This window comes from Shewanella sp. GD04112 (genome assembly GCF_029835735.1).
Classification (GTDB): Bacteria; Pseudomonadota; Gammaproteobacteria; order Enterobacterales; family Shewanellaceae; genus Shewanella.
The window spans coordinates 3046124-3061863 of record NZ_JAOEAL010000001.1 but is presented as its reverse complement, the minus strand read 5'-3'; the positions used below and the strand labels follow the sequence as shown (position 1 = coordinate 3061863).

Below are 15740 nucleotides of genomic sequence, written 5' to 3'. Positions count from 1 at the left end.
GCCTAATTGCAGTCAGGCTTCATATGAGCCTCGGCTAACTGACCTTAGTCGATAAAACATCAGTCCAGTTTAGCAACATTGGCTGCATTTGGTTGCGGCCAATGAAATCTCCCGAAAGCGCAACTTTATAGAAGGTGAAGGTTGCGTCGTGGCAGTTGTTATTGCGGAAAATTTAATCGGTTATCGATAACCGATTAATATCAATGAATAAAAGAGTAGGGTTAGCCTTCATCTTTCTTACTTTTATTGACTACTTTAAGCTGTTCATCGGCGGTTTTTCGGCTGAATTCATCAATCAAAATACGCAGCAGACGCGATTTGGCGATCTTGGTTTCTTTTGCCAGGCCATCGAGCTGGGAAATACTGGTTTCGGTTAGGGTAAAAGTCGCGTGACGGTAGATCTTGGCGGACTTTTTATCTAATCCCTTTGGCTCGGGAGTGGGGATGCTAAGAATACTCGCCTTACCAAGAGCATAGTTATTGGCATCTTCAATAAAATCATCAACAGAAACCGACTTGATGACTTGTTTGGGTTTCTTACGTTTAAGATCAGTTAAGCTCATAACTATTTTCTGGAGGTAAGGTGAACAGCTCATCCACAATTGCGCGGATTTCGTCGGCCGCTTTTCCATCGGGCTCAATTTCCATCACGGACGATCCTTTTTCCTCACTGTCATCGTAAATATTGCGGCAGAACGTGACCGAGTTGAGCACGCGTAGGCCAAAGGATTGGACCACTTCTTTCGCCTCAAGGATCCGTTTGACCTGTGTGGGCAGTGCGGGACATTGGGTGAGAACTATGGTGGCCACCATTTTGGGGTTAACCATCTTACAGGTGCTGAGCATGTCTTCCATATGGGGCAAGGTTTTTAGATCGCGACGCTTAGGTCTTAGGGGGATCACCACGTAAGTGGCTACCGACATCGCGGCACGCATAGCAAGGTTATCTTGGCCACCACAGTCGACAATCACATAGTCGAAACGCTCATTGAGACTGAGCAAATCGTTACGAATTTTACCGTAGAGTTGAATACAGTTAATGGCAGGGAGGCTAGGGTCGTTGTTTCGGGCTTGGATCCAATCGGATGTGGTACGTTGTGGGTCACAGTCGACCATCAGCACATTGGCGTCAAATTTCTGTTTTATGTAAACCGCCAGATTTTGCGCGAGGCAACTCTTGCCACTGCCACCTTTTTCACCACCCACCAGCAATATCATAGCTATGTCCCCTGTACGAATAGTTCAACTAATTCAGTGTAGAACAGCTCAATCGACCCTGCGTAGCTGGATTGAAATTAAAGCAATTGCATGGCGACATGATAACTTTGATCATGACGTTTAGAGCAGCGGCAGACTTGGCCTTTAACACTATTCTCATGATCTGTGTCTGGATTAAAGGTCACGCTAACTAAATCACCCAATGTGAAGGGTTTTTTGTAATCAAACAGAATGCCTCGGCGGGCTAAATCGATGCACACACCTTGGTCGGTATGCTCTATACCGTGATTGTCAGTCCAATGTAAAACTACACGCTCGGCTTCCATATCGACGCGAAGCGACCCACGTTTTTCTTCAAATCCTGTTGGATGGTCACCCATAACTCAATTGCCCCGTAAATAATTGATCTCAGTAAAACTAGCATAATTGCTTTTTGGCAGAATACCAATGTGAAAGCGAGGTCTTTGACGGGGATTTTACTGGCAGGAACAACGCGCCATTGCGTTTGGTTGGCAATGGCGCGTGGGGAGAGTTAATTATCGTATTCTTGATTTTTAGGGTAAGGCATTTTTAATTGGCCCCAACGGATAACGATAACCGTAGCCGCTAAGATCAACGTAGAGAGTGAAATGGCAGCAATTCGCCAGTCATCCATGCTCTTCATATCTAAGATTAAATACCGCGCTAGGGCGACAATCGCAATGTACAGCGGCATACGCACGGGTAATTTGCCCGATTCGGCGTAGTTGGCCACCATGGCGAGCACTTCTAGGTAAATAAACAATAACAGCAGATCGGCAAGCGCTACGGCGCCGACATTAAAGACATGGACAATTTCTTGGCCGATGGCGACAACGGTCGCAATCGCAATGATGATTAATACTAGATGCTCAACGGCTTTTAAGCCCTTAGCACCGTATTGACGATAAAATGGCATAGGTACTCCCTACTGAATATTTTTATAAATAGTAACAGTAAAAATACCTTAGGTAGGGAAAAGAGGCGTGATTCTCTGTGACTCAATTCACAAGATAACAAATGCTCGTTGAGCCACAGAATCAAGCGCCACGATTTTAGACGCCGCGTTAGCCTGGGCGTCCATCGGCCCTTACGCGACAAAGCATTGGCCCATAGCAGTAGCAGAAACAACCAAAGGCTATGATCCACAGTGCAATGGCGGCGAGCATGAGTTCGATAAACCAGGCACTTAACAAGCCCGCGAGGACGCGCAGCACTGTGGCGCAGAGGATCAAGGCAAAAGCCAGTGCCATGGGGCGCGGTGGTGTTAGCGTGCGGCCAGTATGTCCGAGTGAGACCCGTGACATCATGGCGAGGATCATTCCGCCTAATCCCCCAACAGTAATTGCATGCATGCCAACGGAAAGTGGTAATCCGGCTGCAATCAGCCCTAAGCCGATGGGGATGCATAAGTAACTTAAATGCAGCGACCATAATAGTGGAACGGGCCAACTCGCGCGCCATCCCCAACGTGACCAGCGAAATAACAGGACTACGCCTGCGACGCCCGCCAGAAGGCGAGTTAATAGGGTTTCAGTGAAAAATAGGCTTAGCACGAGGGCAAAGAGGCTCGCAAAACTGACAAACTCAATGGCTAGGATCGGGGCTTGCTTTTGCCATTGGGTTGCGCGCTCAGTGAAAAATGGGATCACCCGTCCACCGAGCAGCGCCACTATCACGGCGACTAATATCACAGCGCCATAGAGTCCGTTATTCATCCAATTCAATTGATTCGTCATTAAGCCGTAATAACTCACGCCGTTGAAGAGGGTGAGTAAACTCAGAATGGGAATAAACACAAAGTTGCGCCACTGGCGAACCTCTATCACCGAAATGGCTAACAAGACCGCAGTTAAGGGTAAAAACAGCAGATCGATGGCCATAATGACAACAAACGGAATGTTGAAGGGCAATATGAACAGCAACCGAGGCAGTAGCCAGACTAAAAATAGCCCTGCTAAAGGCAAGCCTTTAACGCCGGGACGCCCCGTCCAGTTTTGAACTGCCGTCAGTAAAAAGCCTGCAACCACTGCGCAGACAAAGCCGAAAATCATCTCATGGCCATGCCACCAGAGTGGATTGAGTGTACTTGGCAGTAACGACTTGCCTGAGAGCAAACCGCCCCATATGCCTAAACTTAAGAGACTAAACAGGCTTGCAAACAGGAAAAAGGGTCTAAAACCTAAGCGGAACAAAGCCACTTTAGGTTGTAAGTGTGCGGGTTCATCAATATTCAGCATACAGAGCAGTGGTGAAGGTGAACATGGGAATATTTTAAGCTGCAAATAAAATGAATGTATATATCTCCTTTTGAGTAACAGTCATTTTACTGCGGTGAAAGCTGTTTATTTTGCTGTTAGCTGCAACGGATTGGCTCTTAGATGCGAGACGAGATAACAGGCTGCTTTAAGATTCGAGTTTAGTAAGTTGCAAGTGTGACATGGTCTGGGTGGGGAATGCACGGAGGGGTTAACTTATTCAATAGCTAGAGACTGGTGAACCAGAGAAACTCGATACTAGAGATTAAGCTAATGGTATCTAATCCAATCAATAACAAGGCATCTAAGCGCTAGTCAAAGTGCTTAGATGCTATTGGATGCGCTTAGATACAAGCCGGGTGAGTATGGGATGGTGCGGCCAAGATTCGACAAATTATTTTGTTTTACGCTTTTGCCATTTAAACATGATGGAATATTTCCACAGATTACTGATCGTCAGGTATCCCACGGCGGAAAATATTACCCCTAACACTAAGCAACCGAGCAAAAATGCGGGACCAATGGTGGCTAGTGAGGATTCAATCCATTGCCAGCTGGCTTCAAAGGCAAACTCCTGCGGCGCATGGCCCAGAATTTTTGCGCCCAATAAATAAGCGCCATAAAACATGACCGGCATGGTGAGCGGATTGGTGATCCACACTAATGCGACAGAGACAGGAATATTGACATTAAACAGGATGGCGAAAGCGGCGGCGACGACCATTTGAAAGGGCATTGGGATCCAAGCGACAAACAAACCTATGGCAAAGGCCCCCGGGGCAGAGCGGCGATTAAGCGCCCACAGATTGGGGTTATGTAATAAGCGACCGAAAATGCGTAGGTGTTTGTGCTCACGCAGGGTTTCAGGCTTAGGCATATATTTTTTGATTAATTTTTTTGGCATAGGCTGAAATTGCTGTCTTAACTTAATTCACTATGAATGGATTCATTTTTGGCTTTAGTGCCACCTTATTATCAGCGATGTTGTGGCCCTCGCTGCTGCCAATCAATTGTTTACCCTACCTTTGCCTTGGGGCGCTCATCTTATTCAAAAAAGCGCCTAGTTTGTCTGGCATGCTTTTCGCAATGTGTTGGCTTACGGGGTTTTGCTTAGTCTTATCTCGGCAGGATCTTCCTTTATCGCAACAGCCAATTCAAGTGAGGGCCGAAATCATATCACTAGTTAGTCAAAACAGCGACTGGGTTAGCTTCGATATTATTGTCGATAAACCAAATTTAATCTTTTGGCCAAGGGCTAAGTTGCGACTCACTTGGCAATCTCCCGAAGCGGTGCAAGTGGGGCAAGTTTGGTCATTTACGCTGATGCCTAAAAGTATCTCAAGCGTGTTAAATCAAGGCGGTTACAACGAACAAAAGCAATTGATTAGTCAGCATATTGTTGGCAAGGGACGAGTCATTCATGCTCAACTGCTCACGACTCATTTTTCATTAAGGAATCACCTGATTAGCCAATTATCCCCTAAGTTGTCGACATTCACGCAGGGAGATATTTTGCTGGCGCTGATTTTGGGCGATAAGCAACTCATACCCGCCAGTAAGTGGCAGGCATTAAGGCAAACGGGAACCGGGCATTTAGTGGCGATATCTGGGCTGCATTTATCTGTGGTCACCGCTTGGGTGTATGTGTGCACGCTGTTTCTATTGAGCCGCTTCGCGGCGCATCCCAGTCGGCGCAATCTAGTGATTGCACTATTGCTCGCTGGAGGCTGTGCCTTATTTTATAGCTATTTAGCGGGATTTGCCGTTTCGACCCAACGCGCGTTAGTGATGATCCTATTGATCATGCTGCTGAGTTTATTAAGACGCTACTCGAGTGCGTGGGATCGTTTACTGTTTGCACTTTTTATTGTGCTTTTGCTCGATCCGCTTGCCTGTTTGAGTGCCGGTTTTTGGCTATCGTTTTGCGCCTTGGCGATTATTTTGTATACCTTGGAAAGCGTGCCGCGTATTCAGCCCGTTGAAGGTAACGCGAGCTTTAGAGCAAAAGCGAGAGGGAGACTTGCGCAGTTTTGGTCAATTCAATGGCGTTTAAGTCTGGTGTTAGGGCTGGTGCAGGCGGTGTTTTTCGGCGGCCTTAGTGTACACAGTCTGTGGATGAATATGCTGGTGGTGCCGTGGTTTAGTTTAATCGTTATCCCCTTGTCTATGCTGGCGTTTATCCTCTGGTGGTTGGGCACACTTTTTGGTCAAGCATGGTTTGGCTTGTTCCATCTGGCTGATTTAACACTGTTACCCTATGGCTGGTTGCTCGAAGTCAGCGGTGATTTACCCGCCCATTGGCATTCGGTTTCTGAGACCTTGCTCGGGGCCAGTCTGTGCGTACTGCTGGCCTTAATACTGTGGCGTTACCTTCCGCATCATCGTCGATATGGACTCTGGCATTTACCCATAGTCTTGCTGTTTATTCCGTTCATATTAGTAATTTTCCCACGGATGACCGAGTCATCTTCACCTCAGTGGACGCTGCATCTTCTCGATGTCGGGCAGGGTTTAGCCGTGGTGATTGAGCAGGATAACCGGGCACTTATCTATGATACGGGCGCCGCCTTTGGTGAGGATTTTAGCTATAGCGAACGGGTGATTATCCCGTTTCTTAACAGCAAAGGCTTAACTCAGGTGGATTACATTGTTGTGAGTCATGGCGATAACGATCATGCTGGTGGTGCCGAGGTGTTGGCCAAAGCCTATCCAAGGGCAAACTGGATAACCGATGTGGCTCATTTAGAGGGTATGCCTTGTTTGCCGCAGCAAATTCAGTGGCAGCAATTAACGTTAAACTTTATTTCGCCCCAGACGGCCAAGGGGGGGAACAACGCCTCCTGCGTGCTGCGTATCGATGATGGCGTGCATAGTTTGTTACTCAGTGGTGATATTGAAAAGGAAACCGAAGCGGTGTTGATTGAACAAGCACTTGCAGGCGCCGAGCTTAAAAGCCAAGTGCTCATTGCACCGCACCATGGCAGCCGCACCTCATCAACCCCTGCCTTTATAGATGCTGTCGCTCCTGAGTTAGTGTTATTTCCGGCAGGTCTTAATAATCGTTATGGCTTCCCCAAGCCCGATGTGGTTGCGCGTTATCAGGCGCGGGATATTGATTATTTTACAACGGGGCGAGAAGGGCAGATCAGTGTTTCTTTTGATGCTGGACGGCTTGAGGTGAAGACCTATCGGCGTGATTTGGCGCCATTTTGGTATAACCGCTTGTTTAGATTTGGTGACTTGATTAATCCAGAGTAGAATGGCCACTTTGCCATAATTTAGTGTTTTCAATGACAGCATCTCCTAAAGACGAAATGTGGACAGTTTTCAAACGACTACTGGGCTACCTCAAACCGATGAAGGGCATGTTTTTGCTTTCAGTTGTCGGCCTGATTGTATATGGGCTTGTCGACGCGGCCTTTATTTCTTTTATCGGTCCTTTTATCGATAAAGGCTTTTCCAGTGCACCGGCGATCAGTAACGGTATCGCACTTCCCACCACGCAAGGCTTTCATGCCGATAACCAAGTGTTATTAATGGCGCCGATAGTGGTTATTTTGATGTTTTCCCTGCGTGGTTTTGCGAACTTTGTCTCCACCTACGGCATTTCTTACATGAGTGCGCGTTTGATCATGGATATGCGTCAGCAGGTGTTTGAGCATTATCTGAGCTTGCCCGTGAGCTACATGGATAAAGAAAACACCGGGAACTTGATTTCAAAAGTCACCTTCGATACCGAGCAAATTGCCCGCGCATCAGGCAGCGCCTTGATCTCCATTGTGCGCGATGGGGTGACGGTTATCGGTATGCTTGCGCTGATGTTTTATAACTCATGGAAGCTTTCCCTCTGCATTTTAGTGATTGGCCCTATTATGGGGTTGGTGATCACTATTGTCAGTCGCCGTTTCCGTAAGGTATCGAAACAAATCCAAACGGCGATGGGCGATGTCAGTGCTGCCACCGAACAGATGATCAAAGGTCATAAAAACGTCTTGGCCTTCGGCGGACAAGAAACCGAAACGGCGCGTTTCGCCAGAGTGAATGACAGAAACCGTCATCAAAATATGAAACTCGCGGTCGCGCAGGCCATTAGCCAGCCGCTGATCATGGTAATTGGTTCCTTTGCCTTGGCCTTTGTGCTCTATGCGGCGAGCCTCGATAGCATGAAAGCCGATTTGACCGCAGGTACCTTCGCGACCATTCTCGGCGCTATGATGGCCATGCTGCAACCCATCAAAAACCTCACGCGTGTGAACGCCGAATTTCAGCGCGGTATTGCGGCCTGTACCACGGTCTTTGAACTGTTAGATACTTTGCCAGAGTCGGATACGGGTACTTATACCGTCAAGCGTGCTAAGGGCAACTTACGTTTCGATAATGTGTCCTTCAGCTACGATGGGCAGGAGCGCCGCGCCTTAGATAATATCGACTTCGAGGTGACTCAAGGGCAAACCTTGGCCTTAGTCGGTCGTTCTGGTTCGGGTAAATCCACTATCGCCAGTCTGGTGACGCGTTTCTACACTGGCTTGGAGTCTGGCGATATTTTGCTCGATGATGTCAGCATCTATGATTACTCATTGAAATCGTTACGTAATCAAGTGGCACTTGTGTCGCAGCAAGTGACGCTGTTTAACGATACTATTGCCAACAATATCGCCTATGCCTATCCCGGCGAAGCGACCCGCGAGCAGATTATCCAAGCGGCGACCTTAGCTCACGCGATGGAGTTTATCGAGCAATTGCCCGAAGGTTTAGACACCCAAGTGGGTGAAAACGGCGTGTTATTATCGGGCGGCCAGAGACAACGTATCGCGATTGCCCGCGCTATGCTGCGCGATGCGCCTGTGCTGATCCTCGATGAAGCCACCTCGGCACTCGATACTGAATCTGAGAAGGCGATTCAGCAGGGGCTGGATAATCTACGTCAAAACCGCACCTCGGTTGTGATTGCCCACCGTTTGTCGACCATTGAAAGTGCCGATCAAATTTTAGTGGTCGATCAAGGTCGTATCGTCGAGCGCGGTACCCATAAATCCCTTCTGGAACTTGGCGGTATGTATGCCAAGTTATACCAAATGCAGTTCGGTAGCTAAATGCAGGCGCTGGTGAATAAAATCTGGTACGAGGGCCACCCATTGCGGTGGCTCTTGTTGCCGTTTTCTGTGCTATTTGCCTTGATTACTGCGATTCGTCGCAGCCTGTTTCGCTTGGGACTCAAATCTCAAACCGCATTACCCGTGCCCGTTATCGTCGTCGGTAACATTACCGTTGGCGGCAGCGGTAAAACCCCCACAGTCATCTATTTGATTGAACTGCTGCGCCAACAGGGGTTTAACCCTGGCGTCATCAGCCGTGGTTATGGTGCGGATATCCAAGGGGTCAAAGTTGTTACCGCGGCAGATAGCGCGGCGGCAGTAGGCGATGAGCCCGCCATGATAGTCGCGCGCACCAGCGTGCCTATGGTGGTGGGAGCCAAACGTGTCGATACCGCTAAGGCGTTGCTGGCAGAGTTTGCGGTAGATGTGATTATCTGTGACGATGGCTTGCAGCATTACGCCCTCGGCCGTGACATTGAGCTGGTGGTGATTGATGGAAAGCGCGGTTTAGGGAATCGTCATTTGCTGCCCGCAGGGCCGCTACGGGAAGGGGCTTGGCGCCTAAATCAAGTGGATTTTGTGGTGGTCAATGGTGGACCCGCGCAGGCCAATCAATATGAGATGCAGCTGAGTCCAAGTGCGGTGTTACCAGTCAACCCTAAGGCAAAGGCCCTGTTTGACCCGACGCTACCTGTAGTGGCGATGGCGGGCATTGGTCATCCGGCGCGCTTTTTTGAGACGTTAACGCAGCAAGGTATTCAACTCGCGTTATCCCATGGTTTTGATGACCACCAAGCCTACGATAAACACGTGTTATGCGAGCTTGCGGCATCTCGCCCGCTGATGATGACAGAAAAAGATGCGGTTAAATGTCGCGATTTTGCACAAGAAAACTGGTGGTATTTGGCTGTGGATGCCAAGCTATCGCCACAATTTGATCAACAGCTGCTGAGCCGTGTGCGCTCTGTGGCTGCAGCTAAACAAGGAAAATCCCATGGCGTTTGATAAAAAACTGTTAGACATAGTCGCTTGCCCTGTGTGCAAGGGAAAATTGGAATACGATAAAACAACGCAGCAATTGATTTGTAAGGCAGACAAATTAGCCTATCCAATCACGGATGGGATCCCTGTGTTACTCGAAAACCGTGCAGTTCCCTTAAACGAAGCGGTTTAATTGCAGACTGAATGAATTGAGGCTTTGATTTAGCGTTCAGTGAGTTAGCTAAGTAAAGCGTTGAAATAAGGGCGATAACTTCGCCCTTATTTTTTCTTTTTACTGGTAAAGATAAGCACTCAAACTTGCTAAAAGCGCGCAAATTTTTGTTTGTCTTCCTCGGTGGCGCCTTCTTTACATTCTCCACGAATTTCGCCGCGTCCCGATTCAATATTTCGACTCAATTCGAAATAACCCTCGCGGCAATAGCCTGTCATTTCTAAGGTTTTTTCTAAGCCCAGCTCCACCTGTTTACCCCAAATCTCGAGTGAGTCGGCCTGCTCTTTACGACTGCGGCGCTGTTCTCTAGGATCTTGGGCGACTTGGCGCATGCGTTCTTCGTGGGGGAAGGGGCGCTCGGCATTATCCTTTTTCGATTTGTCTTCGGCTAAACCGGCTTGATAGGTAAAGAGTTTTAGGCCATCGGCTCGCAGATCTGTGGTGAGCTTATCTTTAAACTTACCCGCAAACTCAGTGGGATCTATCGGGGCGCTGCTACAGGCGAGTAGGGTAAAGCAGCTCAGCAGTGTCAGACTTATCGATCTTAATGGCATATGAAGGATTACTCTTAGGTGATTCACTTATCGAAGAATACCTTAATATGCCGCGAAATATCATGCAATTATGGGTTTTATTCACGATATACTGACTCTCGTATACCGTGATTATCTTTACCGCTTTATCACGCCGAATGGCGCTGTACTGAGGGAGCCTTTGTCATGTTGGACTTTTGGGCGAATCGTTTGGCACAAATCGAATGGGATATCAGCCCATTGCAGTGCCTAAGTCTATTGCTACTGGCGCTGTGGATTTATGCCATTTGGCCTAAGGAGGAGCTACAGCAAGTACTGAAGGACAAAGGCTTACAATGGCGGCTGTTATTGACCCTGATTGCGGTAAATACCCTGTGGTTGCTCAATGCCAGTATTCAAGTGGGATTGCATTTACACTTCTTAGGCATAGTCACTTGCCTACTGATGTTTGGTTGGCGTTTAGCCACGGTTGCCTTGCTGCTACCGAGCGCATTTTTCAGTGTGTTTGTGTTAAAACAGCCCGCCGAATTTGGTGCCTTTAGCTTGTTTGCTATCGCTATTCCGCTGTTCTGTGCCTTTATCCTCTACAGCCGTAGTTATCATTTGTTTCCTAAGCATATTTTTGTGTTTATTTTTGTCGGCGCCTTTATTAACGCAGGGTTGTCGACGGTTTTTCATCAATTCAGTTGGGCATTCTGGCTGTGGTGGTCAATGGATTATGACTGGGGCGTGTTGATTGATAATTATCTGATGTTAATCCCGCTATTAGCGTTCCCCGAAGCGCTACTCAATGGCATGGCGGTGACGCTTTTGGTGGTGTACCAACCCCAATGGTTGTTTGACTATTCGGATCGCGAATATCTTTGGCGTAAGTAATTAAAGGCGTAAATAAAAAAGGCGCAAATAAACGTGGTGCTAAAGCTAGGCGTAAATAAAAAGCGCGCCATAGGGCGCGCATTTCATTTAGGCAAAGCGTTGATCTAAGTAGTTAATAATTTCTTTCGACTCATACAGCCATTGTACTTGGCCATTTTCTTCGATGCGTAAACAAGGAACCTGTTGTTTACCGCCCTGAGCAATGAGCTCATCTTTGTGCGGAGATTGTTTTGCATCAACCGTTTGAATATTCAGTCCTTGACGACGCATGGCGCGGCGCACTTTCACGCAGAAAGGGCAGGCATTGTATTGATATAAGGCCAGCGCTTGGGTCTGGGCGTCAATTTGTTGTTGTTCTGCCTGTGGGCGTTTGCGCTTCTTTGGGGTGAACACAAAGTTCAGTAACAAAATGATCCGGCCTAAAATCCAGCGAATAATAAACATAATTACCTCGAATAAAGTGTGTTAGCGCGCCGCAGTATGGTGGCAAATGGGTATTCCGCTGTCGAAAAGACTTGGCGAAATGTGATTCCGCTCGCATAAAGCCGCAGAGTGTAACCTAAGGGGGGCGTGAGGCCAAGTAATTGAGAGTGAGGCTGTTAGTCGACTTTAGCTATAAAAACGCCCAGTGAGGACTGGGCGTTTTATTATCCATGTTTTGGTGTTGGTGAGTATTTAGTTTGCGTCGATACTCATATTCACCTGCGCCGCATCTTGGCTCAGGGTCACTCGGCTCTCGAGTAGGAAAATCCGCTCTGGCGCGATTCCTTTAGTGTCGACAAGGTAGGCTTTAACCGACTTAGCCCGCTCTTGGGCTAAATCACCTAGCATGCCAGGGCTGACTGTTTGCGCTTTTACCGTGAGGTTATACAGCGCAATATGCCAACGGGTGGTGAGTTCCTCTTTGCTCAGTGGCGCATCTTTGGTCTCAGCAACAATAGTGTCTTTCACATCATCCGGATTGGTTTTGACTTCCTGCTCGTACAGTTTGACTAGCGCATCGGCCAGTGAGCCTTCGGTTGGGAATTGGCTCGGGCTGAGATCCGCGGGTAATTCCGCCAGTGGCAGATTGGCTAGCGTGGCAAGCTTGCGTTTCATCATGCGCTCGGCGATTGCTTGGCTATCCTTGATGGCATCGACGCTGCCTTCAAGGCTCAGCTTGAGCATTGGGCGATCGTCTAAGCCTTTAGCGAGCTTATCTAAGCTTTCTAGCTCATGTGGGCTGAGTACAAATTGCCCTGGATTGAAGGGGATTTTATCCAAGGTTTCATCGGAGCCTACAAGGCCCGCAAGGAAAGAGAAGGGCGCTGTTACGGCCTTGGTGATCACATTGGTGATGGCCGTCATGATAATACCGCCGACACTAAAGCTGGGTGAGTCTAAGTCGCCGGAGACCTCCATCCCAAGGTCAATCACGCCGTGGCGGTCCTGTAACAGGGCAATCGCTAATGTTACGGGCAAACTGGTGGCTAAGTCACTGTTGCTGCGCTTACCGAGCTTAAGCTGATCAATCACTAAGTGGTTGCTGCCCTTGAGTTGGTTTTGCTCCAGTTTGTAGTTGAGCGCTAAGGACAATTGCCCCTTATCGATGTAATACCCCGCATAGGTGCCTGAATAAGGATTCACAGAGGTCAGCTCGACACTCTTAAACACAAGGTCTAAGTCAAGATAAGGCTTATCCAGCAGTGGGTTAATATCCCCTTTTAGGGTCACTGGCGCATAACGATCGATTTTCCCTTTAATATCGACCGATGCTGTCGTGCCGGGTTTAGAGGATAAGTGACTGATATTGCCTTCAAGCTGCTCAATGCCTGAGGCAAAGTTAGGCGTGAGGGAGTTATCGGCGAAAAATGCCGAGCCTTGGTTAAAGCTGATTTTCTGAATATCTAAGCTTAATTCGGGCTGCTTAGCCGTTGCGTTGGGGCTGCTCTGCGGCTTAGCCACTGTCTTTGTCGTTGTCGCAGTCGTCTCAGACGCGTCGGTCGCAGGCGTTTCCACAATTAGATTACTGATATTGGTCGTGCGATCCTTTGCGATAACCACCTTAGCGTAGGGCTGATTAAAGCTTAAATGGTCGATATTAATTTTATTCAGCTGCTGGTCAAAATCGAGCTGATTAATATGCATTTTTTGCCATTTAACCAAAGGGGCTTTACGAATGTTGTCGAGGATACTCAAATCATCCAGCTCAACACTGCCTTGATAAATCGCTTTGCCTTTGCCGTCGGCATTTAGCTTGCCATCACTGCTGAACAGGCCGCTGCTGAGCTGCATATTCACATAGGGAGCGAGGTAAGGTTGGAATTGGGCTAAGGCGAGCTGCTCGACTTTAAGGTCGGCGTTAATTGACTCGCTAGGCACATCGACTTGCCCCTTGGAGATAAAGCGTCCTTTATCATTTAGAGCAAAGGAAAGTTCGTATTCGATTGGCGCCTTTAAATCGCTCACTATGGTTTGTGTTGCAAAATTAAGGGGATAAACACGCCATTGCTGCGCGGTTTGGGTGAGTTTATGTTCCGCAAGTTGAATATCGTAGTTTTCAATACTCAGGCCGCCCAGTGTCACTAACCAGGCATCTTGCTGTTCAGTCGCGCTCGTATCCGAGGCCGCTTGTGAAGCCGATGTGGCTGACGCGTTCGTTTCAGCTGCTGTTTCTGGTGTTTGTGCTTCAGCTGATGTGTTCGGCGCTGCGGTATCTGTGCTGGCAGCCATAGATTTTGGCATTAACAACTGCGCTAAATCGATGCCTTGTTCGTCCAACTTGGCTTTAAGGCTTAAACCTTCACTGTGGATTTGCTTAATGTCGACACGTTGCTTGGCGAGGTTGAGGTTAATTCCATCAATCGCCAGCAAGGGTAAGGCGATAACGGACTGGTCGCCATTGAGTAAATCAACTTTCTCTACAATCACTTGGCCGCGGTCGGCTGTGAGTTGTACGTTTCCATCGGCTGGCAACTCAACTTGGTAATGACTGCTGATACTGAGTTCACCCGCCGCCAGTTTTACCTTGAATTGGTCGGCTACAAATTGCCAGAGTGGAGCGAGTTGCAGTTTGGCGAGCTGTGCATCCCCGACAAGCTTAAAGGGGAAAAGCTGGAATTGTCCGGCAAGGCTGACTTCGCCCGCATGGGCATCCTGCAACTGGGCGACAAATTGGTTGTGCAGAATACTCGGAGGGTTCGATGCAGAGTTGGCCTGAGTTGTGTCCGTAGCTGGCTTATCCTGAGATGTCGTCGCTTGGCCATTTGCAGGGCTTGCAGGATTGGCCGTCATCAAATACTCAGTATCTAACTGACTGAGTTTGAAGTTGATATTGGGGTAATCAACCAAGGCTTGGGTGATTTTATCATCAAATTTGACCTTGCCCGCCGTTAAGCTGAATTCACCTAATATCACTCGCGGTGGGTGGGTACTTTCTGTAGCAGTTTCAGGCTCACTCGGCGTTTTCGCCTGATTGAGGGTGGTAATGATATCGTCGAAGTTAAACTGGGTTTTCCCTTGGGTTTGAAACCGACGGATATTGGCGAAGGGGCCTTGCAGCTGGATATGGTCAATCACCACGGCTTGATTAAACACTGACTGCCAAAAGTTGACTTCAAATTGCAGCTGAGATAATCCTGCAAAGGCTTGATTATCTTTCTCTTTAACTTCGAACTGTTCGATATTGACTTGGAAGGTAAAAGGATTGACCCGCATATCCTGCAGCGTCACAGGACGGCCCAATACTTCTGCAAGCTTCTCTGGGGCGAAAGACACTACGGCCTTGGGGAGCACCAGTCCAAGGATAATCAGGTAACTTAAGTAGATTATCGTTAAATAGGCGAGAATTCGTTGGTATCGAGGACGGCTAAAGAACGCCAGTTTTAACCGTGATAGCTGAGTCAACATAGTGAGATTAAGGCTCCAATACGCACGCAGGCGCGAAATCTATCAATAAATGCGACTATTCTAGCGAATAATGCTCAGGTTTACATGAGTTGTTTTTAGTTTTTCCAATTAAATCTGAGCATTACCTTATGGTAACGAGTTTGAACGTCAAGCAATATTAAACAATAACCCTCTGTTCACAGCAGTAACGTTTCTGCCAATCAAACGCAATTAGATGCAGTCGAAACGGCTTAGGCTGAGAGGTAACTAATTGCGGCGATAATGGCGCCCTGTGGATCTTTTATCCAACAAAAACGACCCACTTTAGGAATATCCTCTGGGCCGAAGAGAATATCGCCGCCGAGTTTTTTCGCATTAATAGCGACCAAATCGACGTCGGCCACTGTGACGTACCCCGTCCAATGCGAAGGTAATGCTGGGATCAGATTATCGGTAATACCGCCAATACCTACGCCTTGATTTTCAATGAGATGATACTGACCATGGGGCATTTTGACCGTTCTAAACTGCCAACCAAACACTTCGCCATAAAAGCGCATGGCTTCTTCGGTATCGTGGGTCGTGAGTTCATGCCAACCTAAAGCACCAGCGGTATTAAATGCAGAGTCCATAAGCACATCCCTTATGTTTACGTGATTGA

General features: G+C 48.0%; 15 protein-coding genes. 5 read left to right on the top strand and 10 right to left on the bottom strand.

Annotated elements, in window-relative coordinates:
• Positions 1-221 precede the first annotated feature (221 nt).
• The 6 genes from N7386_RS13610 to N7386_RS13585 all read right to left on the bottom strand — a co-directional run bounded on the left by N7386_RS13610 (position 222) and on the right by N7386_RS13585 (position 4398).
• Positions 222-563 (bottom strand): replication protein RepA, encoded by a 342-nt coding sequence (locus N7386_RS13610; RefSeq protein ID WP_089067527.1) that lies wholly within the window; start codon positions 561-563, stop codon positions 222-224.
• Positions 550-1218: an AAA family ATPase gene (locus tag N7386_RS13605; RefSeq protein WP_086902600.1), complete on the bottom strand. Its 669-nt coding sequence runs from the start codon at positions 1216-1218 to the stop codon at positions 550-552. The genes N7386_RS13610 and N7386_RS13605 overlap by 14 nt, the downstream gene beginning before the upstream one ends.
• 77 nt (positions 1219-1295) lie before the next feature.
• A complete protein-coding gene (locus N7386_RS13600) occupies positions 1296-1598 on the bottom strand; it encodes a PilZ domain-containing protein (RefSeq protein ID WP_279769039.1) in 303 nt (100 codons plus the stop codon).
• Positions 1599-1750: 152 nt separating this feature from the next.
• The gene (locus tag N7386_RS13595; protein ID WP_011623180.1) at positions 1751-2155 is read right to left on the bottom strand and encodes a phosphate-starvation-inducible PsiE family protein; all 405 of its coding nucleotides are present in this window, start codon (positions 2153-2155) and stop codon (positions 1751-1753) included.
• A 148-nt stretch (positions 2156-2303) separates the two neighbouring features.
• Positions 2304-3476 carry an NnrS family protein gene (locus N7386_RS13590; RefSeq protein ID WP_279769037.1) on the bottom strand — a complete coding sequence of 391 codons (1173 nt, stop codon included), beginning with the start codon at positions 3474-3476 and terminating at the stop codon, positions 2304-2306.
• 412 nt (positions 3477-3888) lie between these two features.
• Positions 3889-4398 (bottom strand): DUF2062 domain-containing protein, encoded by a 510-nt coding sequence (locus tag N7386_RS13585; RefSeq protein ID WP_089067530.1) that lies wholly within the window; start codon positions 4396-4398, stop codon positions 3889-3891.
• A 32-nt stretch (positions 4399-4430) separates the two neighbouring features.
• On the opposite strand from N7386_RS13585, the gene N7386_RS13580 reads away from it, so the two are divergent.
• From N7386_RS13580 to N7386_RS13565, 4 genes are read left to right on the top strand one after another with little or no spacing between them, the layout of a single operon-like run.
• Entirely contained in the window at positions 4431-6752 is a 2322-nt protein-coding gene (locus N7386_RS13580) for a DNA internalization-related competence protein ComEC/Rec2 (RefSeq protein ID WP_279769034.1), read from the top strand.
• Positions 6753-6784: 32 nt separating this feature from the next.
• Entirely contained in the window at positions 6785-8587 is a 1803-nt protein-coding gene (gene msbA, locus N7386_RS13575; protein ID WP_279769032.1) for a lipid A export permease/ATP-binding protein MsbA, read from the top strand.
• On the top strand, positions 8588-9595 hold the full coding sequence (gene lpxK / locus N7386_RS13570; RefSeq protein ID WP_279769030.1) for a tetraacyldisaccharide 4'-kinase: 1008 nt from the start codon (positions 8588-8590) through the stop codon (positions 9593-9595). It begins immediately after the preceding gene.
• Positions 9585-9764: a Trm112 family protein gene (locus N7386_RS13565; RefSeq protein WP_011623174.1), complete on the top strand. Its 180-nt coding sequence runs from the start codon at positions 9585-9587 to the stop codon at positions 9762-9764. Before lpxK ends, N7386_RS13565 begins: the two co-directional genes overlap by 11 nt.
• A 128-nt stretch (positions 9765-9892) precedes the next feature.
• Here N7386_RS13565 and N7386_RS13560 read toward each other — a convergent pair whose 3' ends face one another.
• Positions 9893-10357: a hypothetical protein gene (locus N7386_RS13560; protein ID WP_249555759.1), complete on the bottom strand. Its 465-nt coding sequence runs from the start codon at positions 10355-10357 to the stop codon at positions 9893-9895.
• Positions 10358-10522: 165 nt separating this feature from the next.
• Here N7386_RS13560 and N7386_RS13555 point away from each other — a divergent pair, with 165 nt between their 5' ends.
• Positions 10523-11212, top strand: a complete 690-nt coding sequence (locus tag N7386_RS13555) for an energy-coupling factor ABC transporter permease (protein WP_220053360.1) — start codon at positions 10523-10525, stop codon at positions 11210-11212.
• Between the two features lie 87 nt (positions 11213-11299).
• On the opposite strand, the gene N7386_RS13550 is transcribed toward N7386_RS13555, so the two are convergent.
• The 3 genes from N7386_RS13550 to N7386_RS13540 form a co-directional block, all read right to left on the bottom strand.
• On the bottom strand, positions 11300-11656 hold the full coding sequence (locus N7386_RS13550; RefSeq protein WP_011717480.1) for a glutathione S-transferase N-terminal domain-containing protein: 357 nt from the start codon (positions 11654-11656) through the stop codon (positions 11300-11302).
• 231 nt (positions 11657-11887) lie between these two features.
• The gene (locus N7386_RS13545) at positions 11888-15100 is read right to left on the bottom strand and encodes a DUF748 domain-containing protein (protein ID WP_279769020.1); all 3213 of its coding nucleotides are present in this window, start codon (positions 15098-15100) and stop codon (positions 11888-11890) included.
• Positions 15101-15330: 230 nt separating this feature from the next.
• On the bottom strand, positions 15331-15711 hold the full coding sequence (locus tag N7386_RS13540; RefSeq protein WP_011717478.1) for a VOC family protein: 381 nt from the start codon (positions 15709-15711) through the stop codon (positions 15331-15333).
• Positions 15712-15740: the final 29 nt, after the last annotated feature.

Bases quoted from the DNA above. Each gene is read 5' to 3' on its own strand.
- N7386_RS13610 (WP_089067527.1), bottom strand. From the start codon at position 563: ATGAGCTTAACTGATCTTAAACGTAAGAAACCCAAACAAGTCATCAAG.
- lpxK (WP_279769030.1), top strand. From the start codon at position 8,588: ATGCAGGCGCTGGTGAATAAAATCTGGTACGAGGGCCACCCATTGCGG.
- N7386_RS13585 (WP_089067530.1), bottom strand. From the start codon at position 4,398: ATGCCAAAAAAATTAATCAAAAAATATATGCCTAAGCCTGAAACCCTG.
- N7386_RS13605 (WP_086902600.1), bottom strand. From the start codon at position 1,218: ATGATATTGCTGGTGGGTGGTGAAAAAGGTGGCAGTGGCAAGAGTTGC.
- N7386_RS13590 (WP_279769037.1), bottom strand. From the start codon at position 3,476: ATGCTGAATATTGATGAACCCGCACACTTACAACCTAAAGTGGCTTTG.
- msbA (WP_279769032.1), top strand. From the start codon at position 6,785: ATGACAGCATCTCCTAAAGACGAAATGTGGACAGTTTTCAAACGACTA.
- N7386_RS13600 (WP_279769039.1), bottom strand. From the start codon at position 1,598: ATGGGTGACCATCCAACAGGATTTGAAGAAAAACGTGGGTCGCTTCGC.
- N7386_RS13545 (WP_279769020.1), bottom strand. From the start codon at position 15,100: ATGTTGACTCAGCTATCACGGTTAAAACTGGCGTTCTTTAGCCGTCCT.
- N7386_RS13580 (WP_279769034.1), top strand. From the start codon at position 4,431: ATGAATGGATTCATTTTTGGCTTTAGTGCCACCTTATTATCAGCGATG.
- N7386_RS13540 (WP_011717478.1), bottom strand. From the start codon at position 15,711: ATGGACTCTGCATTTAATACCGCTGGTGCTTTAGGTTGGCATGAACTC.
- N7386_RS13560 (WP_249555759.1), bottom strand. From the start codon at position 10,357: ATGCCATTAAGATCGATAAGTCTGACACTGCTGAGCTGCTTTACCCTA.
- N7386_RS13550 (WP_011717480.1), bottom strand. From the start codon at position 11,656: ATGTTTATTATTCGCTGGATTTTAGGCCGGATCATTTTGTTACTGAAC.
- N7386_RS13595 (WP_011623180.1), bottom strand. From the start codon at position 2,155: ATGCCATTTTATCGTCAATACGGTGCTAAGGGCTTAAAAGCCGTTGAG.
- N7386_RS13555 (WP_220053360.1), top strand. From the start codon at position 10,523: ATGTTGGACTTTTGGGCGAATCGTTTGGCACAAATCGAATGGGATATC.
- N7386_RS13565 (WP_011623174.1), top strand. From the start codon at position 9,585: ATGGCGTTTGATAAAAAACTGTTAGACATAGTCGCTTGCCCTGTGTGC.